The organism is Bradyrhizobium sp. Gha (genome assembly GCF_900113735.1).
GTDB lineage: Bacteria > Pseudomonadota > Alphaproteobacteria > Rhizobiales > Xanthobacteraceae > Bradyrhizobium.
Window position 1 is genome coordinate 301,949 of record NZ_FOQM01000002.1, and the last position, 19,622, is coordinate 321,570.

The following is a 19,622-nucleotide window of genomic DNA, read 5'->3' on the forward strand; positions in this document are numbered from 1 at the left end:
CGTCTTGGGCCTGGGTCTATTGCCGGATCGGGGCGCCGGCGCATGCTAGAAGGCAGTGCTAAACAAACCGACAACGGGTGTCGGCGGCCTCACCACATGCTGACGATGCGTATTGCGAGCGTGGCTACGGCGAGCAGCAGCGCAAGGCAGACCCAATAGGCCGACGTGTCGATGCGCGCCGTGTCCGCCTCGCTCGCCGCAACCGCGGCAGCGGTCCTGTGTTTACGCAACGCCACTGGAACTCGCCCCGTCCAAAAAACAAAGGCCCCGGAGATCCGGGGCGTTTGCCGTTCGTTTCCCGGTCGGCTTACTTCAGCGAGGAGCTGATCGAGCCGAACTTGGTGTTCAGCGAGGTGCCGAGCTGGTTGACGACGGTGATGATGGCCAGCGCGATGCCGGCGGCAATCAGGCCGTATTCGATGGCCGTGGCGCCGGATTCATCTTTGGCGAAACGCGCAATCAGGTTCTTCATGGACTAAACTCCATCTGGGTGTGGTCGCCTCGTTCGGCGCTGCATTGACGTGACGACCATGTGAGCCGAGCTCTTTCGGTCGAGTTAATTCGATCGGTCAAACCCGCGTCTCGCGCGATGCTTTCGGCCAAAGTGAATTTCACCTTAAGGCGATTATCGCAATTCCTTCGGTTCGGAACGTGGCGTCAACTTCATCCTCCCTTAAATTTAGCGGAGTAGGCGTAGAGAGATCAGCCGCAAGGAAGAGAAGCGATGATGTCGAGCCTGCCCATGCAAGTCGCCCTGATGCTCGGCGAGACCATCGAGAAGGTGATTCCGGTCACCTTCATGCTCGCAGTCCTGTTCACGGTGCTCGAGCATTTCTGGGCCTGCAATCCCGGTCCGTCCTGGTGGCGCAAGCGCGAGATCGTAACCGACATCTGCTACTGGTTCTTCGTTCCGGTGTTCGCCCGCACCATGCGGATCGGACTCCTGATCGTTACCGCCGGCTTCTTCTTCAACATCCACGACGCCGACGAGCTGATCGCCTTCTACGACAACGGGCACGGGCCGCTGTCGCAGCTGCCGCTCTGGTTGCAAGGTGTGCTGTTCCTGGTACTCGCCGACTTCATGCTGTACTGGCTGCACCGGCTGTTTCATGGCGGCGAGTTCTGGAAATATCATGCGATCCATCACTCCTCGGAGGAGATCAGCTGGATTTCGGCCGCCCGCTTCCATCCGGTCAATCTGATGCTCGGCACGATCGGCGTCGACGTCGTACTGCTGATGGCCGGCATTTCGCCGAACGTGATGATCTGGGTCGGCCCGTTCACGACCTTCCATTCGGCCTTCGTGCACGCCAATCTGAACTGGACCTTCGGGCCTTTCAGATATCTGCTGGCGACGCCGGTGTTCCATCGCTGGCACCACACTGCGCTCGAAGAGGGCGGCGACACCAATTTCGCCGGCACCTTCCCGATCTGGGACGTGCTGTTCGGGACCTTCCGCATGCCGATGGGCGAACTGCCGAAGGATTACGGCAAGGACGAAGCGGCCATGCCGAAGGAGATCGCCGGCCAGCTTGCCTATCCGTTCCGGCAATAGGCGGGCCATAAAACGTCAGTCCGTTAGAACAATAGTCGGCGAATTTGGGGAACGTTCACGAATTACAGGCAGGTTAACCGGGTCGGGCGCCGGCTCCGCTTGGTGATCGATTCTGCCGGTTTGTGACGTCCCGGGGTAAGAGTATGCGTAAAGTGTTCCTGCGCCGTCATGCGCGCATCTGTCTGCTGGTTGCGACCAGTGTGCTGGCTTCGCCTTCGATTGGCCTTGCCGAGCCCACCATCGATACCATCGCCGTGAATGTCGACCAGGCCAAGCTCGTTCGGCTGCCCGGCAAAGTGGCGACGATCGTGGTCGGTAATCCCTTGATCGCCGATGTCACGCTCCAGCCTGGCGGGATGATCGTCGTCACAGGCAAAGGCTACGGTGCCACCAATTTCATCGCGCTCGATCGCGGCGGAGAGATCCTGGTCGACCGGCAGATTCAGGTAGAGGGCCCCAGCGACCGGCTCGTCACCGTCTATCGCGGGGTCGATCGGGAGTCCTACAGCTGCATGCCGCTCTGCCAGCGCCGGGTTACGCTCGGCGACAGCGACACCTACTTCAACACCACCATGAGTCAGGCTGGTGCGCTGAACAGCAATGCCAGCGGCACCGGCGGCGCGGCGGCCGCAAAGACGAACTAGCAAGGCAAATCAAGCGGCCACGGCAACCGGCGGGACCTCTGGTCCCGCGCGGGCGCCGGCGCGTCGGTAACCGCGCAGAGGCAGCGTGGTTAACAGGTCTTAACGGTTCGCTCGGGCCAGTTCGCACTCTCTAAGACACCAAGAACGAAAAAGGCCGTGCATCCCGCACGGCCTTTTCCATATTCCAGGCGCTTGCCCTGATCCTTGCGCGTCCTGCGAGGATGCGCGCTGGAGATCAGCCGGCGTCGCGGAGGTTGTCGGCGGCCGACTTACCGGACCGGCGATCGGCGACGATCTCGTAGGAAAGCTTCTGGCCTTCGCGCAGCGAGCCGAGGCCGGCGCGCTCGACGGCGCTGATGTGAACGAACACGTCGCTGCCGCCATCATCGGGCTGGATGAAGCCATAGCCCTTGGTTGCGTTAAACCACTTCACGGTTCCCATGCTCACAGGGGTAGTCCCTTCTCAGATACACAATGCAAGAGCCTGCTCGCGCAGGCCGGTTAGATCGAATTTTGGAAGGGTCGTCAGCGTGTCTGAACCGGCTATACCGGTGGATGCTAATATCGTCCGGCCGAAAATCGATGTGTTCATTTTATTGGAATCAAGGCGCCAAAACAATCCTGACGCGCACGATTTTTTGATCCACCGTGAAGCCACGGCGGATCAGCGTTCAATCAGCAGCTTTATTCCACGCTGACGCGCGGGGAACCATTAACGGCGACGGAATTGGCCGCCGCGTTGTCCGGGGCGGGGAGGTCCGCCCACCCCACTCGGCCGTTCGTCCTTGTGGCGGAAAATCAGCCGGCCCTTTTCGAGGTCGTAGGGCGACATCTCCACCGTCACGCGGTCTCCCGCCAGCGTCTTGATGCGGTTCTTCTTCATCTTGCCGGCGGTGTAGGCGACGATCTCGTGCCCGGCGTCGAGCTGCACGCGGTAGCGCGCGTCGGGGAGGATTTCGGTGACCAGTCCTTCGAACTGGATCAGCTCTTCCTTAGCCATGAATTTCTCCAGGTCGTGGACGGCTAGTGCGAATGGGGTTTGCGGTTCGGGTGGCCATTCGGCCGACTCTCACGGCGCAAAAAGGCCACGCCTTGTATCCCATCGGGCGCTCCGGCGCTATGCGCGGAGCGCTGTTCCGGGCGGTCGTTTGCCGAAGAATGCATCTTTCCACCGGAGCGAGGACGGCGCGACCCCTTCGCGTTGTTGCCGGGCCGTCCGTCGAGGTGTCGCGCCTCGCCATGGCGGCCCTCACCGGGCCGTCCGTCGCTCGGCTTGCCGGCGCTGTGGTGGCGTCCGTCTCCGCGCCGTTCATCGTTACGCCGTCCGTCGCCGTGGCGTGCGCCTTGCGGACGCTGGCCCGGGCGGCCGCCCGGCCGGCCCTGCCGTTGCTGCGGTGGGGGAGCACCGGCATCGCGGCGCCCCGCATCGGTTCGGAGGTCCTCGCGCGGCAGCGCCACGCGGATCAGCTTCTCGATATCGCGCAGATAGCCGAGCTCCTCGCCGCCGGCCACCAGCGAGATCGCGGTGCCGTCGGCGCCGGCGCGCGCGGTGCGGCCGATGCGATGCACGTAGGTCTCGGGCACATTGGGCAGGTCGTAATTGATGACGTGGGTGATGCCGTCGACATCGATGCCGCGGGCGGCGATGTCGGTGGCGACCAGGGTGCGGATCTCGCCGGAGCGGAATTGCGCGAGCGTCCGTTCGCGATGGTTCTGCGACTTGTTGCCGTGAATGGCGCTGGCGGCGATGCCCGTCCTCTCGAGCGTCTTCACGACCTTGTCGGCGCCGTGCTTGGTGCGGGTGAAGACCAGCGCGCGGTTGATCGGCTCGTCCTTCAGGAGCTTGGTCAGGAAGGTGGCCTTGGCCGAGAAATCGACCTGGATGATGCGCTGATTGATACGCTCGGCGGTCGAGGAGACCGGCGTCACCGCGACCCGCGCCGGATCGCGCAGCATGGCGTCGGCGAGTTCGGCGATGTCCTTCGGCATGGTGGCCGAGAAGAACAGCGTCTGCCGCTTGATCGGGAGTTTCGCGACGATTTTGCGGATGTCGTTGATGAAGCCCATGTCGAGCATGCGGTCGGCCTCGTCGAGCACGAGGAATTCGACGCTGCTGAGCTTCAGTCCGTTGCTCTGCACGAGGTCGAGCAGGCGGCCGGGGGTGGCGACCAGCACATCGACGCCCTGCATCAGGGCGCGGACCTGGCGGCCCATCGGCACGCCGCCGATGGCGAGCGTCGAGGATAGACGGATGTGGCGACCATAGGCGTTGAAGCTGTCGAGGATCTGCCCCGAAAGCTCGCGGGTCGGCGACAGCACCAGGACGCGGGCCGTCTTGGGCTGCGGCTTGATGCGGTTCTCGAGCAGGCGGTGCAGGATCGGCAGCGCAAAGGACGCTGTCTTGCCGGTGCCGGTCTGGGCGATGCCGACGACGTCACGGCCGGTCAGCGCCGTGGGGATCGTCTGGGCCTGGATGGGGGTAGGGGTGACGTAATTCTCTTCGGCGAGAGCACGTGCGATGGGTTCGGCGAGGCCGAAGTCCTGAAACGAAGTCAAAAGATGGGTTCTTTCCATGTCAAATGCGATCGGCCCTACGCAATCGGCGGGGCGCGCGCAAAAGGGTGTCGAGAAGACACCTGCGTGTTTGGGGTGTCGGATGGCCTGGGAGATATGGGGCAAGCCAGAGGCCCGTACGGGCTTAAGAACACGCGGCTCGCTATGACCGCTCGATTCGCGAGCGATCTACACCACTATATGGAACATCGAGGGGGCGCTTTCAAGGCAGGCTTCATCTGGCGTCGATTGCCGTGCAAAAATAGTAATGCCGGAAATTTAGCCAATAGGTAGATTTTGCTCATAAAATAGGCTGATTGCCGCATAAGCATACATTTTGTCCGCCCAATATTTGGGCGGATAGACCGCGTCGAAACTTCGTTTGCGTCAAAATTATCAAGTCTTATCAACAACTTGGCAGGCGCCAAGCCCATGGCACGGTTCTTGCGATTCCGTTAATCGCAGGCGGCCGTGGGGCCGTTTCGCAGCGTTTTCACGTCTGCGTCAGGGAGATGATACATCCATGCCTACCAAATCCATTCACGATATAGCGGCGTCATTTAGCCGCCGCGGCGTGCTCGCCGCGACCGCCGGACTGATGCTTGGTCTGGCTTCCATTTCCGGCGCGAAGGCCGCGGACGACACCATCAAGGTCGGTGTCCTGCACTCCCTCTCCGGCACCATGGCCATCAGCGAAACCACGCTGAAGGACACCATCCTCTTCCTCATCGACGAGCAGAACAAGAAGGGCGGCGTGCTCGGCAAGAAGCTCGAGGCCGTCGTCGTCGACCCCGCCTCGAACTGGCCACTGTTCGCCGAAAAGGCGCGCGAGCTGATCACCAAGGACAAGGTCGCCGTGGTGTTCGGCTGCTGGACCTCGGTGTCGCGCAAGTCGGTGCTCCCGGTGTTCAAGGAGCTCAACAACATCCTGTTCTACCCCGTCCAGTACGAGGGCGAGGAGTCCGAGCGCAACGTGTTCTACACGGGTGCCGCGCCGAACCAGCAGGCGATCCCCGCCGTCGACTATCTGATGAAGGAAGAGAAGGTGAAGCGCTGGGTGCTCGCGGGCACCGACTACGTCTATCCGCGCACCACCAACAAAATCCTGGAAGCCTATCTGAAGTCCAAGGGTGTCGCCCAGGAAGACATCATGATCAACTACACGCCGTTCGGTCACTCCGACTGGCAGACGATCGTGGCCGACATCAAGAAGTTCGGCTCGGCCGGCAAGAAGACGGCGGTGGTCTCGACCATCAACGGCGACGCCAACGTCCCCTTCTACAAGGAGCTCGGCAACCAGGGCATCAAGGCGAAGGACATCCCGGTGGTCGCGTTCTCGGTGGGTGAGGAAGAACTCGCCGGCATCGACACCAAGCCGCTGGTCGGTCATCTCGCCGCCTGGAACTACTTCGAGTCGATCAAGACCCCGGCGAACGAGAAGTTCATCAAGGATTGGCAGGCCTACACCAAGAACCCGAAGCGTACGACCAACGACCCGATGGAAGCCCACGTGATCGGCTTCAACATGTGGGTGAAGGCCGTCGAGAAGGTGAAGTCGACCGATCCGGACAAGGTGATCGACGCGCTTCCCGGCATCGAGGCTGCGAACCTGACCGGTGGCACCTCGAAGATGCTGCCGAACCACCACATCACCAAGCCGGTGTTCATCGGCGAGATCAAGGGCAACGGCCAGTTCGACGTGGTCTGGAAGACCCCGGGTCTCGTGGCTGGCGACGCCTGGTCGAAGGAGCTCGATGGCTCCAAGGACCTGATCGGCGACTGGGTCGGCAAGAAGTGCGGCAACTTCAACACCAAGACCAACAAGTGCCTCGGCTCCGGCTCCTGATCCGGACCTGACATTCGACTGCACGACGGGAGAAGACGGCTATTCCGCCGTCTTCTCCCCACTTCTGCCGGGGTGAACCAAAGTGCCAACCAATCTGTCCGCTCGTCTCTCTACCTTTGTCCTCTCGCTGTTCCTGATCGCGTTTGCGCTGCCGGCCTTTGCCGGTCCGTTCGAGGATGCGGTCGCCAAATTCGCCAACGACGATTTTTCCGACACGGATGAAGCGATCGGCGTCGTCGCAAGCAGCGGCAACAAGCTGGCTTTTCCGATCATCAATGCGCTCCAGGAGGGCCGTCTCATGGCCGATCCTGATAGCAAGAAGGTTTACGTCACCGGCACCGACGGCAAGTCGATCGATGCCGCCACCGGTGAGTCCGTTGCCAGCGTGCCTGACAGTGCCAGCGCCGTCCGCCTCAACAACCGCCTGCGCCGCAGTGTCGACGCTGCGCTCGGCAGCCTGACGCTGCAGTCGCCCGATCTCGGCACGCGGCTCCAGGCTGCGCAGTCCGTCTTCAAGTCGCATGAAGAGACCGCGCTCGAGCCGGTCGAGAGCGCGCTCGCCAAGGAAACCAACCGATCGGTCAAGGCCGTGCTCGGCGAGGCGCGGGCCGCGATCCTGCTGTTCAAATCCGACGCCACCGAAGTGCAGAAGCTTGAGGCCGTCGCCACCATCAAGGCGCGCGGCGATCAGGAAGCGCTGGCGCTGCTGTCCGACATCGGCAGCGACCAGCCTGCCTCGGTGACCAAAGCCGCGACGAGCGCCATCAGCTCGATCCAGAACTCGCTCGCGGTCTGGTCCATGGTGCAGAATGCCTGGTACGGCCTGTCGCTCGGCTCGGTGCTTCTGCTCGCCGCGATCGGCCTTGCCATCACCTTCGGCGTGATGGGCGTCATCAACATGGCGCATGGCGAAATGGTGATGATCGGCGCCTACACCACCTTCGCGGTGCAGGAGGTGATCCGCACCCGTTATCCCGCACTGTTCGACTATTCGCTGCTCATCGCCGTGCCGCTCGCCTTTCTCGTCGCAGGCGCAATCGGCGTGCTGATCGAACGCAGCATCATCCGCTTCCTCTACGGCCGGCCGCTGGAGACGCTGCTTGCCACCTGGGGCCTGTCGCTGGTGCTGCAGCAGGCGGTGCGCACCATGTTCGGCCCAACCAATCGCGAGGTCGGCAATCCCTCCTGGATGAGCGGCGCGTTCGAGCTCGGGCAGATCACCATCACCTACAACCGGCTCTGGATCCTCTGCTTCACCCTTGCGGTCTTCGTGATCCTGCTCGCGATGTTGCGCTACACGGCGCTCGGCCTCGAGATGCGCGCCGTGACGCAGAACCGCCGCATGGCGGCCTCGATGGGCATCGCCACCTCGCGCGTCGACGCCTTGACCTTCGGCCTCGGTTCGGGCATTGCCGGCATCGCGGGCGTGGCGCTGTCGCAAATCGACAATGTCAGCCCTAATCTCGGCCAGAGCTACATCATCGACAGCTTCATGGTCGTGGTGTTCGGCGGGGTCGGCAATCTCTGGGGCACCCTCGTCGGCGCCTTCACGCTCGGTATCGCCAACAAGTTCTTGGAGCCGGTCGCCGGCGCCGTGCTCGGCAAGATCGCGATCCTGGTCCTGATCATCCTGTTCATTCAAAAGCGGCCGCGCGGCCTGTTCGCGCTCAAGGGCCGTGCGGTGGAAGCATGACCCCTCACATGCTGACGCGATCACTGGACCGCGGCGCGACGATCTTCGTGATGGTCGTCGCCGCCTGCGGCGTCCTCATCCCACTCTCCAATTTGCTGCTGCCGGCGGGCTCGGTTCTGCAAGTGCCGACCTATCTTGTCGCGCTCTGGGGCAAATATGTCTGCTACGCCATCCTGGCGCTCTCGATCGACCTGATTTGGGGCTATTGCGGCATCCTCTCGCTCGGTCACGGTGCTTTCTTCGCGCTCGGCGGCTATGCGATGGGCATGTACCTGATGCGGCAGATCGGTACCCGCGGCGTCTACGGCAATCCCGTACTGCCCGACTTCATGGTGTTCCTGAACTGGCAGAAGCTGCCGTGGTACTGGCACGGCTTCGACATGTTCTGGTTCGCGGCGCTGATGGTGCTGTTCGTGCCGGGTCTGCTGGCCTTCTGCTTCGGCTGGCTCGCCTTCCGCTCCCGCGTCACCGGCGTGTATCTGTCGATCATCACGCAGGCGATGACCTATGCGCTGCTGCTCGCCTTCTTCCGCAACGATTTCGGTTTCGGCGGCAACAACGGCCTGACCGACTTCAAGGACATCCTCGGCTTCAACGTCCAGGCCGAGGGCACGCGCGCCGCGCTGTTCGCGCTCAGCTGTCTGGCGCTGATCCTCAGCTTCCTGATCTGCCGCTCGGTTGTGTCCTCCAAGCTCGGCAAGGTGCTGATCGCGATCCGGGACGCGGAGTCGCGCAGCCGCTTCCTCGGCTACCGTGTCGAATCCTACAAGTTGTTCGTATTCACGCTGTCGGCCTGCATGGCCGGCGTCGCCGGCGCGCTCTATGTGCCGCAGGTCGGCATCATCAATCCATCCGAATTCGCACCGGGCAACTCGATCGAGGCGGTGATCTGGGTCGCGGTCGGCGGCCGCGGCACGCTGATCGGTGCGGCGCTTGGCGCGATCGTGGTCAACTACGCCAAGACGTTCTTCACCTCGGGCGTGCTGGCGCCGTACTGGCTGTTCATGCTGGGTGCGCTGTTCATTCTGGTGACGCTGCTGCTGCCCAAGGGCATCGTCGGCACATTCAACGCCTGGCGTGAGGCGTCGCGAGAGAGGCGCCCTGCTGCGGCGAGTGTGGCGGCCGAAGACGGCATCACCGAACCAAAGATGGCGGAGTAGCGGTCATGAACGTCATGGATACCCGCGCGACCTCCGCGATGCTCTATCTCGACGGCGTGCACGTCTCGTTCGACGGTTTCCACGCCATCAACAATCTGTCGCTGACGCTCGAGCCCGGCGAGATGCGCGCCATCATCGGTCCCAACGGCGCCGGCAAGACCACGATGATGGACATCATCACCGGCAAGACCAAGCCGGACGAGGGCACGGTGCTGTTCGACGGTGTCACGGACCTGACGCGCCTCGACGAGACCCGTATCGCCGAGCTCGGCATCGGCCGTAAATTCCAGAAGCCGACGGTGTTCGAGAGCCAGACCGTACAGGACAATCTCTTGCTCGCGCTCAATGTTGATCACTCGGTCCGCAGCACGCTGTTCTGGCGCGGAAGCAGGGCGGAGTCGGAGCGCATCGACAAGGTGCTGGAGACGATCCGGCTCACCGATGCCCGCAACCGCCTCGCCGGCAGCCTCAGCCACGGCCAGAAGCAATGGCTCGAGATCGGCATGCTGCTGGCCCAGGATCCGAAGCTGCTTCTCGTCGATGAGCCCGTCGCGGGCATGACCGACGTCGAGACGCATCTCACCGCCGAGCTGCTGAAAGAGATCAACAAGACCCACACCGTCATGGTGGTCGAGCACGACATGACGTTCGTGCGCGAGCTCGGGGTCAAGGTGACGTGCCTGCATGAAGGCACGGTGCTCGCCGAAGGAACCATCGACCAGGTCTCGTCCAACGAGCGGGTCATCGAAGTCTATCTGGGACGCTGAGCGATGCTTGAGGTCAAGGACATCAACCTGTTCTATGGCGCGGCGCAGGCGCTGCGCGGTGTCTCGATTGCGGCGGAGCCGGGCAAGGTGACTTGCGTGCTCGGGCGGAACGGCGTCGGCAAGACCTCGCTGCTCCGCGCCATGGTCGGGCAATACCCGATTTCATCGGGCGCCATCGTGTTCGACGGCAGCGATATCACCGGCCTCAAGCCCTATGAGCGGGCGCGCAAGGGCATCGCCTTCGTGCCGCAGGGCCGCGAGATCTTTCCGTTGCTGACGGTCGAGGAAAACCTCAAGACCGGCTTCGGCCCGCTCAAGCGCCAGGACAAGCATATCCCGGACGACGTGTTCTCGCTGTTTCCGGTGCTGGAATCCATGCTCGGCCGGCGCGGCGGCGATCTGTCGGGCGGCCAGCAGCAGCAGCTCGCGATCGGGCGCGCGCTGGTGATGCGGCCGAAATTGTTGCTGCTCGACGAGCCGACCGAGGGCATCCAGCCCTCCATCATCAAGGACATCGGCCGGGCCATCTCATACTTGCGCAATCTCGGCAACATCGCCATCGTGCTGGTCGAACAATATCTCGACTTTGCCTGCGAACTCGGTGACAGTTTCGCGGTGATGGATCGCGGCGCGGTGAAGTTCACCTGCCACCGCTCCAATCTCGACCGAAGCGAGATCAGCCGCCAGATGGCGCTGTAAGCCGGGACATTGTAGGCTGGAAAACTCCTGCCGCGGCCGGCTGGGGGAGACGGATGCGCAGCGACGCCTTGGTGAGTTCTTTGGCGACATCTTCGGTGTTCGAAGCCAACCGTGCGCGCGGCGCGGTCCACTTCGACGTGCACGCCCGCGACGGCGTGACGCGGCGCGGCGCCTTGCATGAATCCGGCTCGCTCCGCGTGCGCTTTCCCTCGCCCGAGGACGATGGCCTGTCTGGCGTGTTCGTCAACACGGCCGGCGGCGTTGCCGGCGGCGATCGCTTCGGCATCGAGATCACGGCCACTGACGCCGCGCGCTTGACGCTGACGACGGCGGCCGCGGAAAAGGTCTATCGCGCGCCGGGGGCGGCGGCGCAGCTCAACATTTCCTTGAAGGTCGCTGCAGGCGCGCACCTCGGCTGGCTGCCCCAGGAGACCATCCTGTTCAACCGTGCCCGGGTCCATCGCCGCTTCGACATCGAGCTCGATGAGGCCGCCTCGCTGCTGCTTTGTGAAATCGTCGTATTCGGCCGCACCGCCATGGGCGAGCGCATGGAGCAGGGCGAGTTTGTCGATCGCTGGCGGTTGCGCCGCGGCGGCAGGCTGGTCTTCGCGGAGACCGTCAGGCTCGACGGCGATATCGGCGCAAGACTGGTTCGATCCGCGGTCGCCAAGGGTGGTGCTGCAATCGGCACCGCGTTGATCGTTCCCGGCGACGAGGCGCTGGTCGAGCGCATCCGCGAAGCGTCGGACTCGTTCTCCGGCGAGGTCGGGATATCCGCCTGGAATGGCTTTGCAATGGCGCGGTTCTGTGCCCAAGATACGGCGCGTTTGCGCGCCGACATGTTGGCCGTGCTGGCGCGCACCGGTGCCGCACTGCCGCGCTTGTGGCTGAATTGAAGTGTTGAACGGAAGAGATTCTTCATGAACCTGTCTCCCCGCGAAAAGGACAAGCTTCTGATTTCGATGGCGGCCATCGTGGCACGCCGCAGGCTGGACCGCGGCGTCAAGCTCAACCATCCCGAGGCGATCGCGATTATCTCCGACTTCATCCTCGAAGGTGCGCGCGACGGGCGCACGGTCGCCGAGCTGATGCAGTCAGGCGCCCAGGTGCTGACCCGCGACCAGGTGATGCCCGGCATCCCCGAGATGATCCACGACATCCAGGTCGAGGCGACGTTCCCCGACGGCACGAAGCTCGTCACCGTGCACGAACCGATTCGATAGGAGCGAAGCATGATCCCCGGCGAACTCTTCATTCAGGACGGCGAGATCGAGCTCAATGCCGGCCGCAAAACCGTGACGTTGACGGTGGCCAACACCGGTGATCGTCCGATCCAGGTCGGCTCGCATTACCACTTCTTCGAGACCAACCCGGCGTTGAAGTTCGACCGCAAGAAGTCCCGCGGCATGCGCCTCGACATCGCCGCCGGCACCGCCGTCCGCTTCGAGCCCGGCCAGACCCGCGACGTCCAGCTCGTCGCCTTGGCGGGCAAGAAGACGATCTACGGCTTTCGCGGCGACGTCATGGGGAAGCTGTGACATAAGCCGAGATGAGTGCCGTGATCTGCAGTGAGGTGAGCACGTCCGACGGGCTCCCTCCCCCCCTGCGGGGGAGGGTTGGGGAGGGGCGGCGCGAGGTGACGCGCGCGGAGACGTTGCTGTGGCGTCATCTCAAAGCGCATCGCCTGGGTCGCCTCGGCTTCCGCCGACAAGCTCCGATGGGCAACTACATTGCCGATTTCGTTGCCCACTCCTGCAAGCTCGTCGTTGAGGTGGACGGCGAGAGTCACGATTTCGAGGAGCGCCTTCGCAAGGACGAAACGCGCGACACGTGGTTCGCTTCTCGCGGCTATCGCGTGCTGCGCTTTACGAATGAAGACGTGATGAGGAACCTGGAGGGGGTGTCTCTCGCCATCCTTCAGGCAGCGGAGCCCGGAGCACCCCCCTCCCTGCCCCTCCCCCGCAAGGGGGGAGGGAACGGAGAGAGCGGTACGTCCAACGGCATGGAGGAGACTTAAACCATGCTCTCACCGATCCGCCTTGTCTCTGAAGCTGCCGATCTCGCTGCGCATCGCCACAATGGCATGGCGCGCAAGGGGCGCGGCAATGAGCCCTATATCAATCATCTCGCCGAGGTCGCCAACCTACTCGCCACTGCGACCGATGGTGTCGACGCCGAGCTCGTCGCGGCGGGTTGGCTGCATGATTCGATCGAGGATACCGACACCACGCGCGCGGAGCTTGCGCACACATTCTCCGAGCGTGTCGCCTCACTCGTCGTCGAATGCACCGACGACATGAGCCTGCCGAAGGCCGAGCGACGACGCAAGCAGATCGAGGACGCTCCGCACAAATCTTCCGGTGCAAAACTGATCAAGATCGCCGACAAGATCAGCAATATCGGCGCGCGTATTCAGTCCGATCCGAGCGCCGATGAGCGCGACGACCTCGCCGACTACACCGGCTGGGCCGAACAGGTGGTCGCCGGTTGTCGCGGCGGGAGCGCCTGGCTTGATACGAAATTCGACGATGCCGTGAAAGCAGCGAGGGCTTTGCTGTGACCAGCCAACAGTTCAATCGCAAACGGGGCTTGTGATGTCCGTCAAAATGAAGCGTTCCGTCTATGCCGACATGTTCGGCCCGACCACCGGCGACAAGGTGCGTCTCGCCGACACCGACCTCATCATCGAGGTGGAGAAGGATTTCACCACCTACGGCGAGGAGGTGAAGTTCGGCGGCGGCAAGGTGATCCGCGACGGCATGGGGCAGTCGCAGGTGACCAACAAGCAGGGTGCTGCCGACACCGTCATCACCAATGCGCTGATCGTCGACCACTGGGGCATCGTCAAAGCCGACGTCGCCATCAAGGACGGCATGATCTCCGCGATCGGCAAGGCCGGCAATCCCGACATCCAGCCGGGCGTGACGATCATCATCGGCCCTGGTACCGATGTGATCGCGGGCGAGGGAAAGATACTCACCGCCGGCGGCTTCGACAGCCACATCCATTTCATCTGCCCGCAGCAGATCGAGCATGCGCTGATGTCCGGCGTCACCTCGATGCTCGGAGGCGGCACCGGCCCCTCGCACGGCACCTTCGCCACCACCTGCACGCCCGGTCCCTGGCACATCGCGCGGATGATCCAGTCGTTCGACGCCTTCCCGGTCAATCTCGGGATCTCCGGCAAGGGGAACGCCTCGCGGCCCGCAGCGCTGGTCGAGATGATCAAGGCCGGTGCCTGTGCGTTGAAGCTGCATGAGGATTGGGGCACCACGCCGGCCGCGATCGACAACTGCCTATCGGTGGCTGACGACCACGACATTCAGGTCATGCTGCATTCCGACACGCTGAACGAATCCGGCTTCGTCGAGGACACCATCAAGGCGTTCAAGGGACGCACCATTCATGCGTTCCACACCGAAGGCGCCGGCGGCGGCCACGCCCCTGACATCATCAAGGTCGCGGGACTGAAGAACGTGCTGCCGTCCTCGACCAATCCGACGCGGCCGTTCACGCGCAACACCATCGATGAGCATCTCGACATGCTGATGGTGTGCCACCACCTCGATCCCTCGATCGCGGAAGATCTGGCGTTCGCCGAAAGCCGCATCCGCAAGGAGACCATCGCGGCCGAGGACATCCTGCATGATCTCGGCGCGCTCTCGATGATGTCTTCGGATTCGCAGGCGATGGGTCGTCTCGGCGAGGTCATCATCCGGACCTGGCAGACTGCCGACAAGATGAAGAAGCAGCGCGGATCGCTGCCGCAGGACAAGGGCAAGGACAACGACAATTTCCGCGTCAAGCGCTACATCGCCAAGTACACGATCAACCCGGCGATCGCGCACGGCGTATCGAAGCTGATCGGCTCGGTGGAAAAGGGCAAGCTCGCCGATCTCGTGCTGTGGTCGCCGGCATTCTTCGGCGTCAAGCCGGACTGCATCGTCAAGGGCGGCTCGATCGTCGCCGCGCCCATGGGCGATCCCAACGCCTCGATTCCGACGCCGCAGCCGGTGCACTACCAGCCGATGTTCGGTGCCTTCGGCAAGGCGCGCACGGCGTCCTCCGTGGTGTTCACCTCGAAGGCTGCCGTCGCGAGTGGTCTCGCGCGAAAGCTCGGCATCGAGAAGAAGCTCTATGCGGTCCAGAACACCCGCAGCAAGATCTCCAAGAAGAGCATGATCCACAACGACGCCACGCCCGATATAGAGGTCGATCCGGAGACCTATGAGGTGCGCGCCGACGGCGAGCTGCTCACTTGTCCGCCCGCCGAGGTGCTGCCGATGGCGCAGCGATATTTCATGTACTGAAATAGCGCCTCAACGCATGTCCCCGGCGCATGTCGCACTGCATGTCCTGGGACGGCTTTTCCGGTTTTGCGTTCGATCCCGGCTGGTCTAATGTCCCGCCCGGTCATCGTAACCCAGAAGAAAAGCCGGGAGGATTTCTCATGATCTACGTCGTCGCCACCCTGACCATCAAGCCCGAAACGCGCGCCGAATTCATTGCAGCCGCCACCGCCTGCATCAGGGAATCGCGGAAAGAGCCCGGCAATATCGCCTACGATCTGCACGAGAGCGTCACCGATCCCACCAAGATGGTGTTCGTGGAGCAGTGGGAAAACGCCGAGGCGATGGTGCCGCATCGCGGCCGGGAGCACATGAAGACGTTCGGTCGTGTCGCGGTGAAGTGCTTCACGGCGCCGCCGAAGATCGAGGTGATCACGCCTGAGAAAGTCGAGACGAGGTAACAACGCATGATCCGGGCGACGCAGGTTAGGGGACAGCACCGCTTCACGGAAACGCCGGCGGATACGGTCGTGCTCGATTTCGACGATCGGCACCGCCGTCGCATGGCCATGACGGGGACGCGGGGGCTCGAATTCCTGCTTGACCTCGAGCATGCGGTGGCGCTGCGCGGCGGCGATGCGCTGGTGCTGGAGGACGGAAGGTTGGTCGAAGTGGTCGCGGCGCCCGAGCCGCTGCTGGAGATCCGCGGCCACGACCCGCACCATCTCATCCGTGTCGGCTGGCATCTCGGCAACCGTCATCTGCCGACGCAGATCATGGCCAAGAGCCTGCGCATCCGCCGCGATCACGTCATTGAGGCGATGGTGAAGGGCCTCGGTGCCCGCGTCGTCGAGATCGAGGCGCCGTTCGATCCCGAAGGCGGCGCCTACGCCGAGGCCAGTCATGCGCACGGTCACGACGACCATGCACACCACGATCACGGACATCATCACCATGGTCATCACGATCACGGTCACCATGATCATCATCATGATCACGCCGCGCATGACCACCAACCCCACGACGGGCATTGCGACCATCCCGACCATCACCACGGCCACAAGCATGCTCATGAGCACAAATGAGCCCGTCAGTGCCGGCGACCTCGCAGAGCGCGAGGCGGCGGCGCTATACCGGCTGATGACATGGCTGTCACCGGCGTTTCCCGTCGGCGGTTTTTCCTATTCGAGCGGTATCGAGTGGGCGGTCGAAGCAGGTGATATCACCGACCTCGCAACGCTCGCCGATTGGCTCGATGCCATGCTGGGGGACGGCTCGGGCTTTTGTGATGCGACATTCCTGGTTCAAGCCTATCGTGCCGCAGAGGCCGGCGAGGACGCTGCTCTGAGCGAAGTCGCCGAGCTCGCCGCCGCTTTCGTGCCGTCGCGCGAGCGCCAGCTCGAGACTACCTCCCAGGGGCGCGCCTTCATCGACATCTCCCGTGCCGCGTGGCATGCCGAGGGCCTTGATGCCGTGGTCGCGGCATGCCGCACGCCACTGGTCTATCCGGTCGCCGTCGGCGTCGTCGCGGCGCTGCATGGTGTGCCGCTGGCACCGACGTTGCACGCTTTCCTGCATGCGCTGGTCTCGAACTGGATTTCCGCGGCGAGCCGGCTCGTTCCGCTCGGCCAGACTGACAGCCAGCGTGTGCTGGTGAAACTGGAAGCCGCCGTGGCAGCAACCGCCAATCGGGCGCTGAACGCGACGCTGGACGATCTCGGCAGCGCGACCTTCCGCGCCGATCTCGCCAGCCTGCGGCACGAGACGCAATATACACGGCTGTTTCGCTCGTGAGCGGTGCGGCCTTTCACTGACCAAGAGAGAGCAAGCCATATGTCGAAATCTCACGGCCCCCTGCGTGTCGGCGTCGGTGGCCCCGTTGGATCGGGCAAGACCGCGCTGATGGACCTGCTTTGCAAGACCATGCGTGAGCGCTACGACATCGCCGCGATCACCAACGACATCTACACCAAATGGGATGCGGAATTCCTGGTGCGCTCAGGTTCGCTGACCCCGGACCGTATCGCCGGCGTCGAGACCGGGGGGTGCCCGCACACCGCGATCCGCGAAGATGCCTCGATGAATCTCGCAGCGGTTGCGGACATGCGCGCCAAGTTTCCCGGGCTCGATCTCGTGCTGATCGAATCCGGCGGCGATAACCTCGCTGCCACTTTTTCCCCGGAGCTTGCCGACCTCACGATCTACGTGATCGACGTTGCCGCCGGCGACAAGATCCCGTCCAAAGGCGGCCCCGGCATCACCCGTTCCGATCTCCTGGTCATCAACAAGACCGACCTCGCGCCCCATGTCGGTGCCTCCCTCGAGAAGATGGACACCGACGCCAGGCGCATGCGCGGCGAGCGCCCCTTTGTCATGACCAATCTGAAGAAGAGCGAGGGGCTCGAGCGCATCGTCGGCTTCATCGAAACCAAGGGTGGGTTGAAACGGGCGGGCTGACGGGCCGCGGCGACATCGCGCAGGCCTATTCCGCCGTTAACGTATGAGGCAAAGCGGGCCAGACGGAACCAATTTCTGACACGGCGATTGTCTACCTTCGGTGCCCGGAGAAAAGCCGCTATTGGCCGGATCATCGGCCGGGCGGATTAAGCTTTTTGGGCGACCCAAGTTGCGTACAGATGCCTCCTCCGTCATTATCTCTGCCACTGGGCTCACCCTGTTTCGGCACATGGCCGTTCGAACGGCGTTGATATGCTCCGTGTTTATTGCCGACCTCCTGCCTTCGCCTGAGTAGTCGCGTGGTCCGGTTGGGTTTCATCATCGGCTTTATCGCTCTGCTCGGAGCTCTCCTCTCCGGGCTTGCAGCCTATCGCGTCCACGACCAGGAGCTGGCGCTGGACCGGATTGCGCTGGCGCGTGCGATCGACGTTCATGCCAGCCTCGTCCAGGATCGGTCAACGGAACGAGAGCTGCTGGCACGTGTCGCTTCAGGCCTGTTCCGCGCGCCGTCGGTGCTGAAGCCCAATATGCTGGAGCCGCTGCGCTCGGCGATCTACGCCTTCAAGACCGATTTCGTGGTGGCCGCCTGGGTCGCCCGGCTGCGGCCCAGCGAGCTCGCCGCGGCACGAGCTGCCATCGCGGCCGCCGGCTTCCCGAATCCCGAGATACGCGACACCAGCGACAAGCCGATCGATCCGGCAAGCCTGACGCAGCCGATCGACGTGCTGATGGACCTGGAGCCCCGCAGCGACGAGACCAAGGCGCTGCCTGGGCGCAGCTATGATGACGACCCGGTTCGCAATGCAATGCTCGCTCGCGCCAGGGTCGAGAAGCGGTCGGTCGCCTCCGACCCCGTGCCGCTCTTGCGCGACAACGGGCCGATCGGTGTGATCGTAGCTGCCCCGGTCATTCCCGAAGGTGCCACCGAGCCGGTCGGCTTCATCACGTTTTCCTACGAGCTCGCCTCGCTGATGCTGACCAATGACGACCTGTCGTTGTTCTCGGTCGCACTGAAGGATCCGCGCAAGGAGGGCAGCGAGCTGGTGGCCAACGATCAGGGTGTCGTCTCCACCCGCATGACGACGCCCGACGGGCCGGCGCCGTCGGCGACACGCAACGTCAGCTTCGGCGGCCGCGACTGGCAGCTCGGCTATTACGCCAAGACCAATTCGGCGCGGCGCGCCGAGCAGACTGCGATCATCGTGGCGGCGATCGGCTTCGCCATCACCGCGATGGTGTGCGGCCTGTTCGGCTACGTCGCCTACAACAATCTGCGGCTCAGCCGCGAAATCCAGGTGCGGATCGGCTTCGAGCGGCGGTTGACGGCCGTCATCGACGAGCTGAATCACCGGGTCAAGAACATCCTTGCGGTGATCCAGTCGATCGTGACGCGCACGCTGCGCCACGGCTCGGACATCGACGTCGCGCGAGAGCTCCTGATCGGCCGTATCCACGCCATGTCCAACGTGGTGTCGCTGCTCAGCGAGAGCCAATGGCAAGGTGTCAAACTGAAGGGCCTGTTCGAAGCTCGCGCCATCCCGCATGCCGATCGTATCGCCGTCAGCGGCCCTGACATCGCGGTCAGCGCGCGCGCCGCGCAGAGCCTGTCGCTGCTGTTCTTCGAGCTTGCCTCGCACTCGGACGAAGGCCTGTCGTTGGTCGGCAAGCATCCGCACATCACCGCGAACTGGACGGTGACGGGTGAGGAGCCCGAGACGGTGTTTCGTTTCCGCTGGGAGGAGTTCAACACCAGCGAGGCGACGCGGCGGCCGGATTCGGATTTCGGCTTGATCCTGCTCGATCGCGTGGCGCCCGAAGCGCTCGGCGGCACCGCCAAGCGATATTTCACCGACGTTTCCTATGTCTACGAGCTGACCGCGCCGATGGAGACGGTCGTCGACATGACCGAACGCGACCGCACGGAAAAGCTCTCGCAGCCGGTGCAGCCGGTGCGGTAGA

The 19,622-nt window shown here is 63.4% G+C and carries 23 protein-coding genes; 18 read left to right on the top strand and 5 right to left on the bottom strand.

The window, feature by feature from the left end; all coding sequences use genetic code 11:
• Positions 1-89: 89 nt before the first annotated feature.
• Together BM222_RS40885 and BM222_RS04535 are read right to left on the bottom strand one after the other, a co-directional pair.
• Positions 90-236, bottom strand: a complete 147-nt coding sequence (locus BM222_RS40885) for a hypothetical protein (RefSeq protein WP_177243013.1) — start codon at positions 234-236, stop codon at positions 90-92.
• A gap of 71 nt (positions 237-307) precedes the next feature.
• Positions 308-472, bottom strand: coding sequence for a Flp family type IVb pilin (locus tag BM222_RS04535; RefSeq protein WP_092227069.1), 165 nt, complete (start codon positions 470-472; stop codon positions 308-310).
• Between the two features lie 255 nt (positions 473-727).
• Between BM222_RS04535 and BM222_RS04540 the strand changes: the two genes are divergently transcribed.
• Both BM222_RS04540 and BM222_RS04545 read left to right on the top strand, forming a co-directional pair.
• Entirely contained in the window at positions 728-1,555 is an 828-nt protein-coding gene (locus tag BM222_RS04540) for a sterol desaturase family protein (RefSeq protein WP_092227292.1), read from the top strand.
• Positions 1,556-1,698: 143 nt separating this feature from the next.
• Complete coding sequence (locus BM222_RS04545) at positions 1,699-2,199, top strand: pilus assembly protein N-terminal domain-containing protein (protein ID WP_092227070.1); 501 nt, start codon at positions 1,699-1,701, stop codon at positions 2,197-2,199.
• Between the two features lie 235 nt (positions 2,200-2,434).
• On the opposite strand, the gene BM222_RS04550 is transcribed toward BM222_RS04545, so the two are convergent.
• The 3 genes from BM222_RS04550 to BM222_RS04560 form a co-directional block, all read right to left on the bottom strand.
• Positions 2,435-2,647 carry a cold-shock protein gene (locus BM222_RS04550; RefSeq protein WP_092227071.1) on the bottom strand — a complete coding sequence of 71 codons (213 nt, stop codon included), beginning with the start codon at positions 2,645-2,647 and terminating at the stop codon, positions 2,435-2,437.
• Between the two features lie 264 nt (positions 2,648-2,911).
• The gene (infA, locus tag BM222_RS04555; RefSeq protein WP_008131890.1) at positions 2,912-3,199 is read right to left on the bottom strand and encodes a translation initiation factor IF-1; all 288 of its coding nucleotides are present in this window, start codon (positions 3,197-3,199) and stop codon (positions 2,912-2,914) included.
• A gap of 23 nt (positions 3,200-3,222) precedes the next feature.
• Positions 3,223-4,773 (bottom strand): DEAD/DEAH box helicase, encoded by a 1,551-nt coding sequence (locus BM222_RS04560; RefSeq protein ID WP_092227072.1) that lies wholly within the window; start codon positions 4,771-4,773, stop codon positions 3,223-3,225.
• A 502-nt stretch (positions 4,774-5,275) separates the two neighbouring features.
• On the opposite strand from BM222_RS04560, the gene urtA reads away from it, so the two are divergent.
• From urtA to BM222_RS04640, 16 genes are all read left to right on the top strand, one after another.
• Positions 5,276-6,598, top strand: a complete 1,323-nt coding sequence (gene urtA / locus BM222_RS04565) for an urea ABC transporter substrate-binding protein (RefSeq protein ID WP_092227073.1) — start codon at positions 5,276-5,278, stop codon at positions 6,596-6,598.
• Between the two features lie 82 nt (positions 6,599-6,680).
• Positions 6,681-8,291 (top strand): urea ABC transporter permease subunit UrtB, encoded by a 1,611-nt coding sequence (gene urtB, locus BM222_RS04570; protein WP_092227074.1) that lies wholly within the window; start codon positions 6,681-6,683, stop codon positions 8,289-8,291.
• Positions 8,288-9,451 carry an urea ABC transporter permease subunit UrtC gene (gene urtC / locus BM222_RS04575; protein ID WP_092227075.1) on the top strand — a complete coding sequence of 388 codons (1,164 nt, stop codon included), beginning with the start codon at positions 8,288-8,290 and terminating at the stop codon, positions 9,449-9,451. Before urtB ends, urtC begins: the two co-directional genes overlap by 4 nt.
• Before the next feature lie 5 nt (positions 9,452-9,456).
• Positions 9,457-10,218 (top strand): urea ABC transporter ATP-binding protein UrtD, encoded by a 762-nt coding sequence (gene urtD / locus BM222_RS04580; RefSeq protein ID WP_092227076.1) that lies wholly within the window; start codon positions 9,457-9,459, stop codon positions 10,216-10,218.
• 3 nt (positions 10,219-10,221) lie between these two features.
• The gene (urtE, locus tag BM222_RS04585) at positions 10,222-10,917 is read left to right on the top strand and encodes an urea ABC transporter ATP-binding subunit UrtE (protein WP_092227077.1); all 696 of its coding nucleotides are present in this window, start codon (positions 10,222-10,224) and stop codon (positions 10,915-10,917) included.
• A gap of 53 nt (positions 10,918-10,970) precedes the next feature.
• A complete protein-coding gene (locus BM222_RS04590; RefSeq protein WP_092227078.1) occupies positions 10,971-11,813 on the top strand; it encodes an urease accessory protein UreD in 843 nt (280 codons plus the stop codon).
• Between the two features lie 24 nt (positions 11,814-11,837).
• Positions 11,838-12,140: an urease subunit gamma gene (locus BM222_RS04595; RefSeq protein WP_007605424.1), complete on the top strand. Its 303-nt coding sequence runs from the start codon at positions 11,838-11,840 to the stop codon at positions 12,138-12,140.
• 9 nt (positions 12,141-12,149) lie between these two features.
• Positions 12,150-12,455: an urease subunit beta gene (locus tag BM222_RS04600; protein ID WP_092227079.1), complete on the top strand. Its 306-nt coding sequence runs from the start codon at positions 12,150-12,152 to the stop codon at positions 12,453-12,455.
• Positions 12,456-12,553: 98 nt separating this feature from the next.
• A complete protein-coding gene (locus BM222_RS04605; RefSeq protein WP_244547010.1) occupies positions 12,554-12,934 on the top strand; it encodes an endonuclease domain-containing protein in 381 nt (126 codons plus the stop codon).
• A gap of 3 nt (positions 12,935-12,937) precedes the next feature.
• The gene (locus BM222_RS04610) at positions 12,938-13,477 is read left to right on the top strand and encodes an HD domain-containing protein (RefSeq protein WP_092227080.1); all 540 of its coding nucleotides are present in this window, start codon (positions 12,938-12,940) and stop codon (positions 13,475-13,477) included.
• A 34-nt stretch (positions 13,478-13,511) separates the two neighbouring features.
• Complete coding sequence (ureC, locus tag BM222_RS04615) at positions 13,512-15,227, top strand: urease subunit alpha (RefSeq protein ID WP_092227081.1); 1,716 nt, start codon at positions 13,512-13,514, stop codon at positions 15,225-15,227.
• Between the two features lie 140 nt (positions 15,228-15,367).
• Positions 15,368-15,667 carry a putative quinol monooxygenase gene (locus tag BM222_RS04620; protein ID WP_092227082.1) on the top strand — a complete coding sequence of 100 codons (300 nt, stop codon included), beginning with the start codon at positions 15,368-15,370 and terminating at the stop codon, positions 15,665-15,667.
• A 6-nt stretch (positions 15,668-15,673) separates the two neighbouring features.
• Positions 15,674-16,291 carry an urease accessory protein UreE gene (ureE, locus tag BM222_RS04625; RefSeq protein WP_092227083.1) on the top strand — a complete coding sequence of 206 codons (618 nt, stop codon included), beginning with the start codon at positions 15,674-15,676 and terminating at the stop codon, positions 16,289-16,291.
• Complete coding sequence (locus BM222_RS04630) at positions 16,272-17,000, top strand: urease accessory protein UreF (protein WP_092227084.1); 729 nt, start codon at positions 16,272-16,274, stop codon at positions 16,998-17,000. Before ureE ends, BM222_RS04630 begins: the two co-directional genes overlap by 20 nt.
• A gap of 39 nt (positions 17,001-17,039) precedes the next feature.
• Positions 17,040-17,663 carry an urease accessory protein UreG gene (ureG, locus tag BM222_RS04635; protein ID WP_092227085.1) on the top strand — a complete coding sequence of 208 codons (624 nt, stop codon included), beginning with the start codon at positions 17,040-17,042 and terminating at the stop codon, positions 17,661-17,663.
• 299 nt (positions 17,664-17,962) lie between these two features.
• A complete protein-coding gene (locus tag BM222_RS04640; RefSeq protein ID WP_092227086.1) occupies positions 17,963-19,621 on the top strand; it encodes a CHASE domain-containing protein in 1,659 nt (552 codons plus the stop codon).
• Position 19,622 lies beyond the last annotated feature (1 nt).

Coding starts and splice junctions, on each gene's coding strand:
- BM222_RS04535 (WP_092227069.1), bottom strand. CDS start 472: ATGAAGAACCTGATTGCGCGTTTCGCCAAAGATGAATCCGGCGCCACG.
- BM222_RS04540 (WP_092227292.1), top strand. CDS start 728: ATGTCGAGCCTGCCCATGCAAGTCGCCCTGATGCTCGGCGAGACCATC.
- BM222_RS04545 (WP_092227070.1), top strand. CDS start 1,699: ATGCGTAAAGTGTTCCTGCGCCGTCATGCGCGCATCTGTCTGCTGGTT.
- infA (WP_008131890.1), bottom strand. CDS start 3,199: ATGGCTAAGGAAGAGCTGATCCAGTTCGAAGGACTGGTCACCGAAATC.
- BM222_RS04560 (WP_092227072.1), bottom strand. CDS start 4,773: ATGGAAAGAACCCATCTTTTGACTTCGTTTCAGGACTTCGGCCTCGCC.
- urtA (WP_092227073.1), top strand. CDS start 5,276: ATGCCTACCAAATCCATTCACGATATAGCGGCGTCATTTAGCCGCCGC.
- urtC (WP_092227075.1), top strand. CDS start 8,288: ATGACCCCTCACATGCTGACGCGATCACTGGACCGCGGCGCGACGATC.
- urtD (WP_092227076.1), top strand. CDS start 9,457: ATGAACGTCATGGATACCCGCGCGACCTCCGCGATGCTCTATCTCGAC.
- urtE (WP_092227077.1), top strand. CDS start 10,222: ATGCTTGAGGTCAAGGACATCAACCTGTTCTATGGCGCGGCGCAGGCG.
- BM222_RS04590 (WP_092227078.1), top strand. CDS start 10,971: ATGCGCAGCGACGCCTTGGTGAGTTCTTTGGCGACATCTTCGGTGTTC.
- BM222_RS04595 (WP_007605424.1), top strand. CDS start 11,838: ATGAACCTGTCTCCCCGCGAAAAGGACAAGCTTCTGATTTCGATGGCG.
- BM222_RS04600 (WP_092227079.1), top strand. CDS start 12,150: ATGATCCCCGGCGAACTCTTCATTCAGGACGGCGAGATCGAGCTCAAT.
- BM222_RS04610 (WP_092227080.1), top strand. CDS start 12,938: ATGCTCTCACCGATCCGCCTTGTCTCTGAAGCTGCCGATCTCGCTGCG.
- ureC (WP_092227081.1), top strand. CDS start 13,512: ATGTCCGTCAAAATGAAGCGTTCCGTCTATGCCGACATGTTCGGCCCG.
- BM222_RS04620 (WP_092227082.1), top strand. CDS start 15,368: ATGATCTACGTCGTCGCCACCCTGACCATCAAGCCCGAAACGCGCGCC.
- ureE (WP_092227083.1), top strand. CDS start 15,674: ATGATCCGGGCGACGCAGGTTAGGGGACAGCACCGCTTCACGGAAACG.
- BM222_RS04630 (WP_092227084.1), top strand. CDS start 16,272: ATGCTCATGAGCACAAATGAGCCCGTCAGTGCCGGCGACCTCGCAGAG.
- ureG (WP_092227085.1), top strand. CDS start 17,040: ATGTCGAAATCTCACGGCCCCCTGCGTGTCGGCGTCGGTGGCCCCGTT.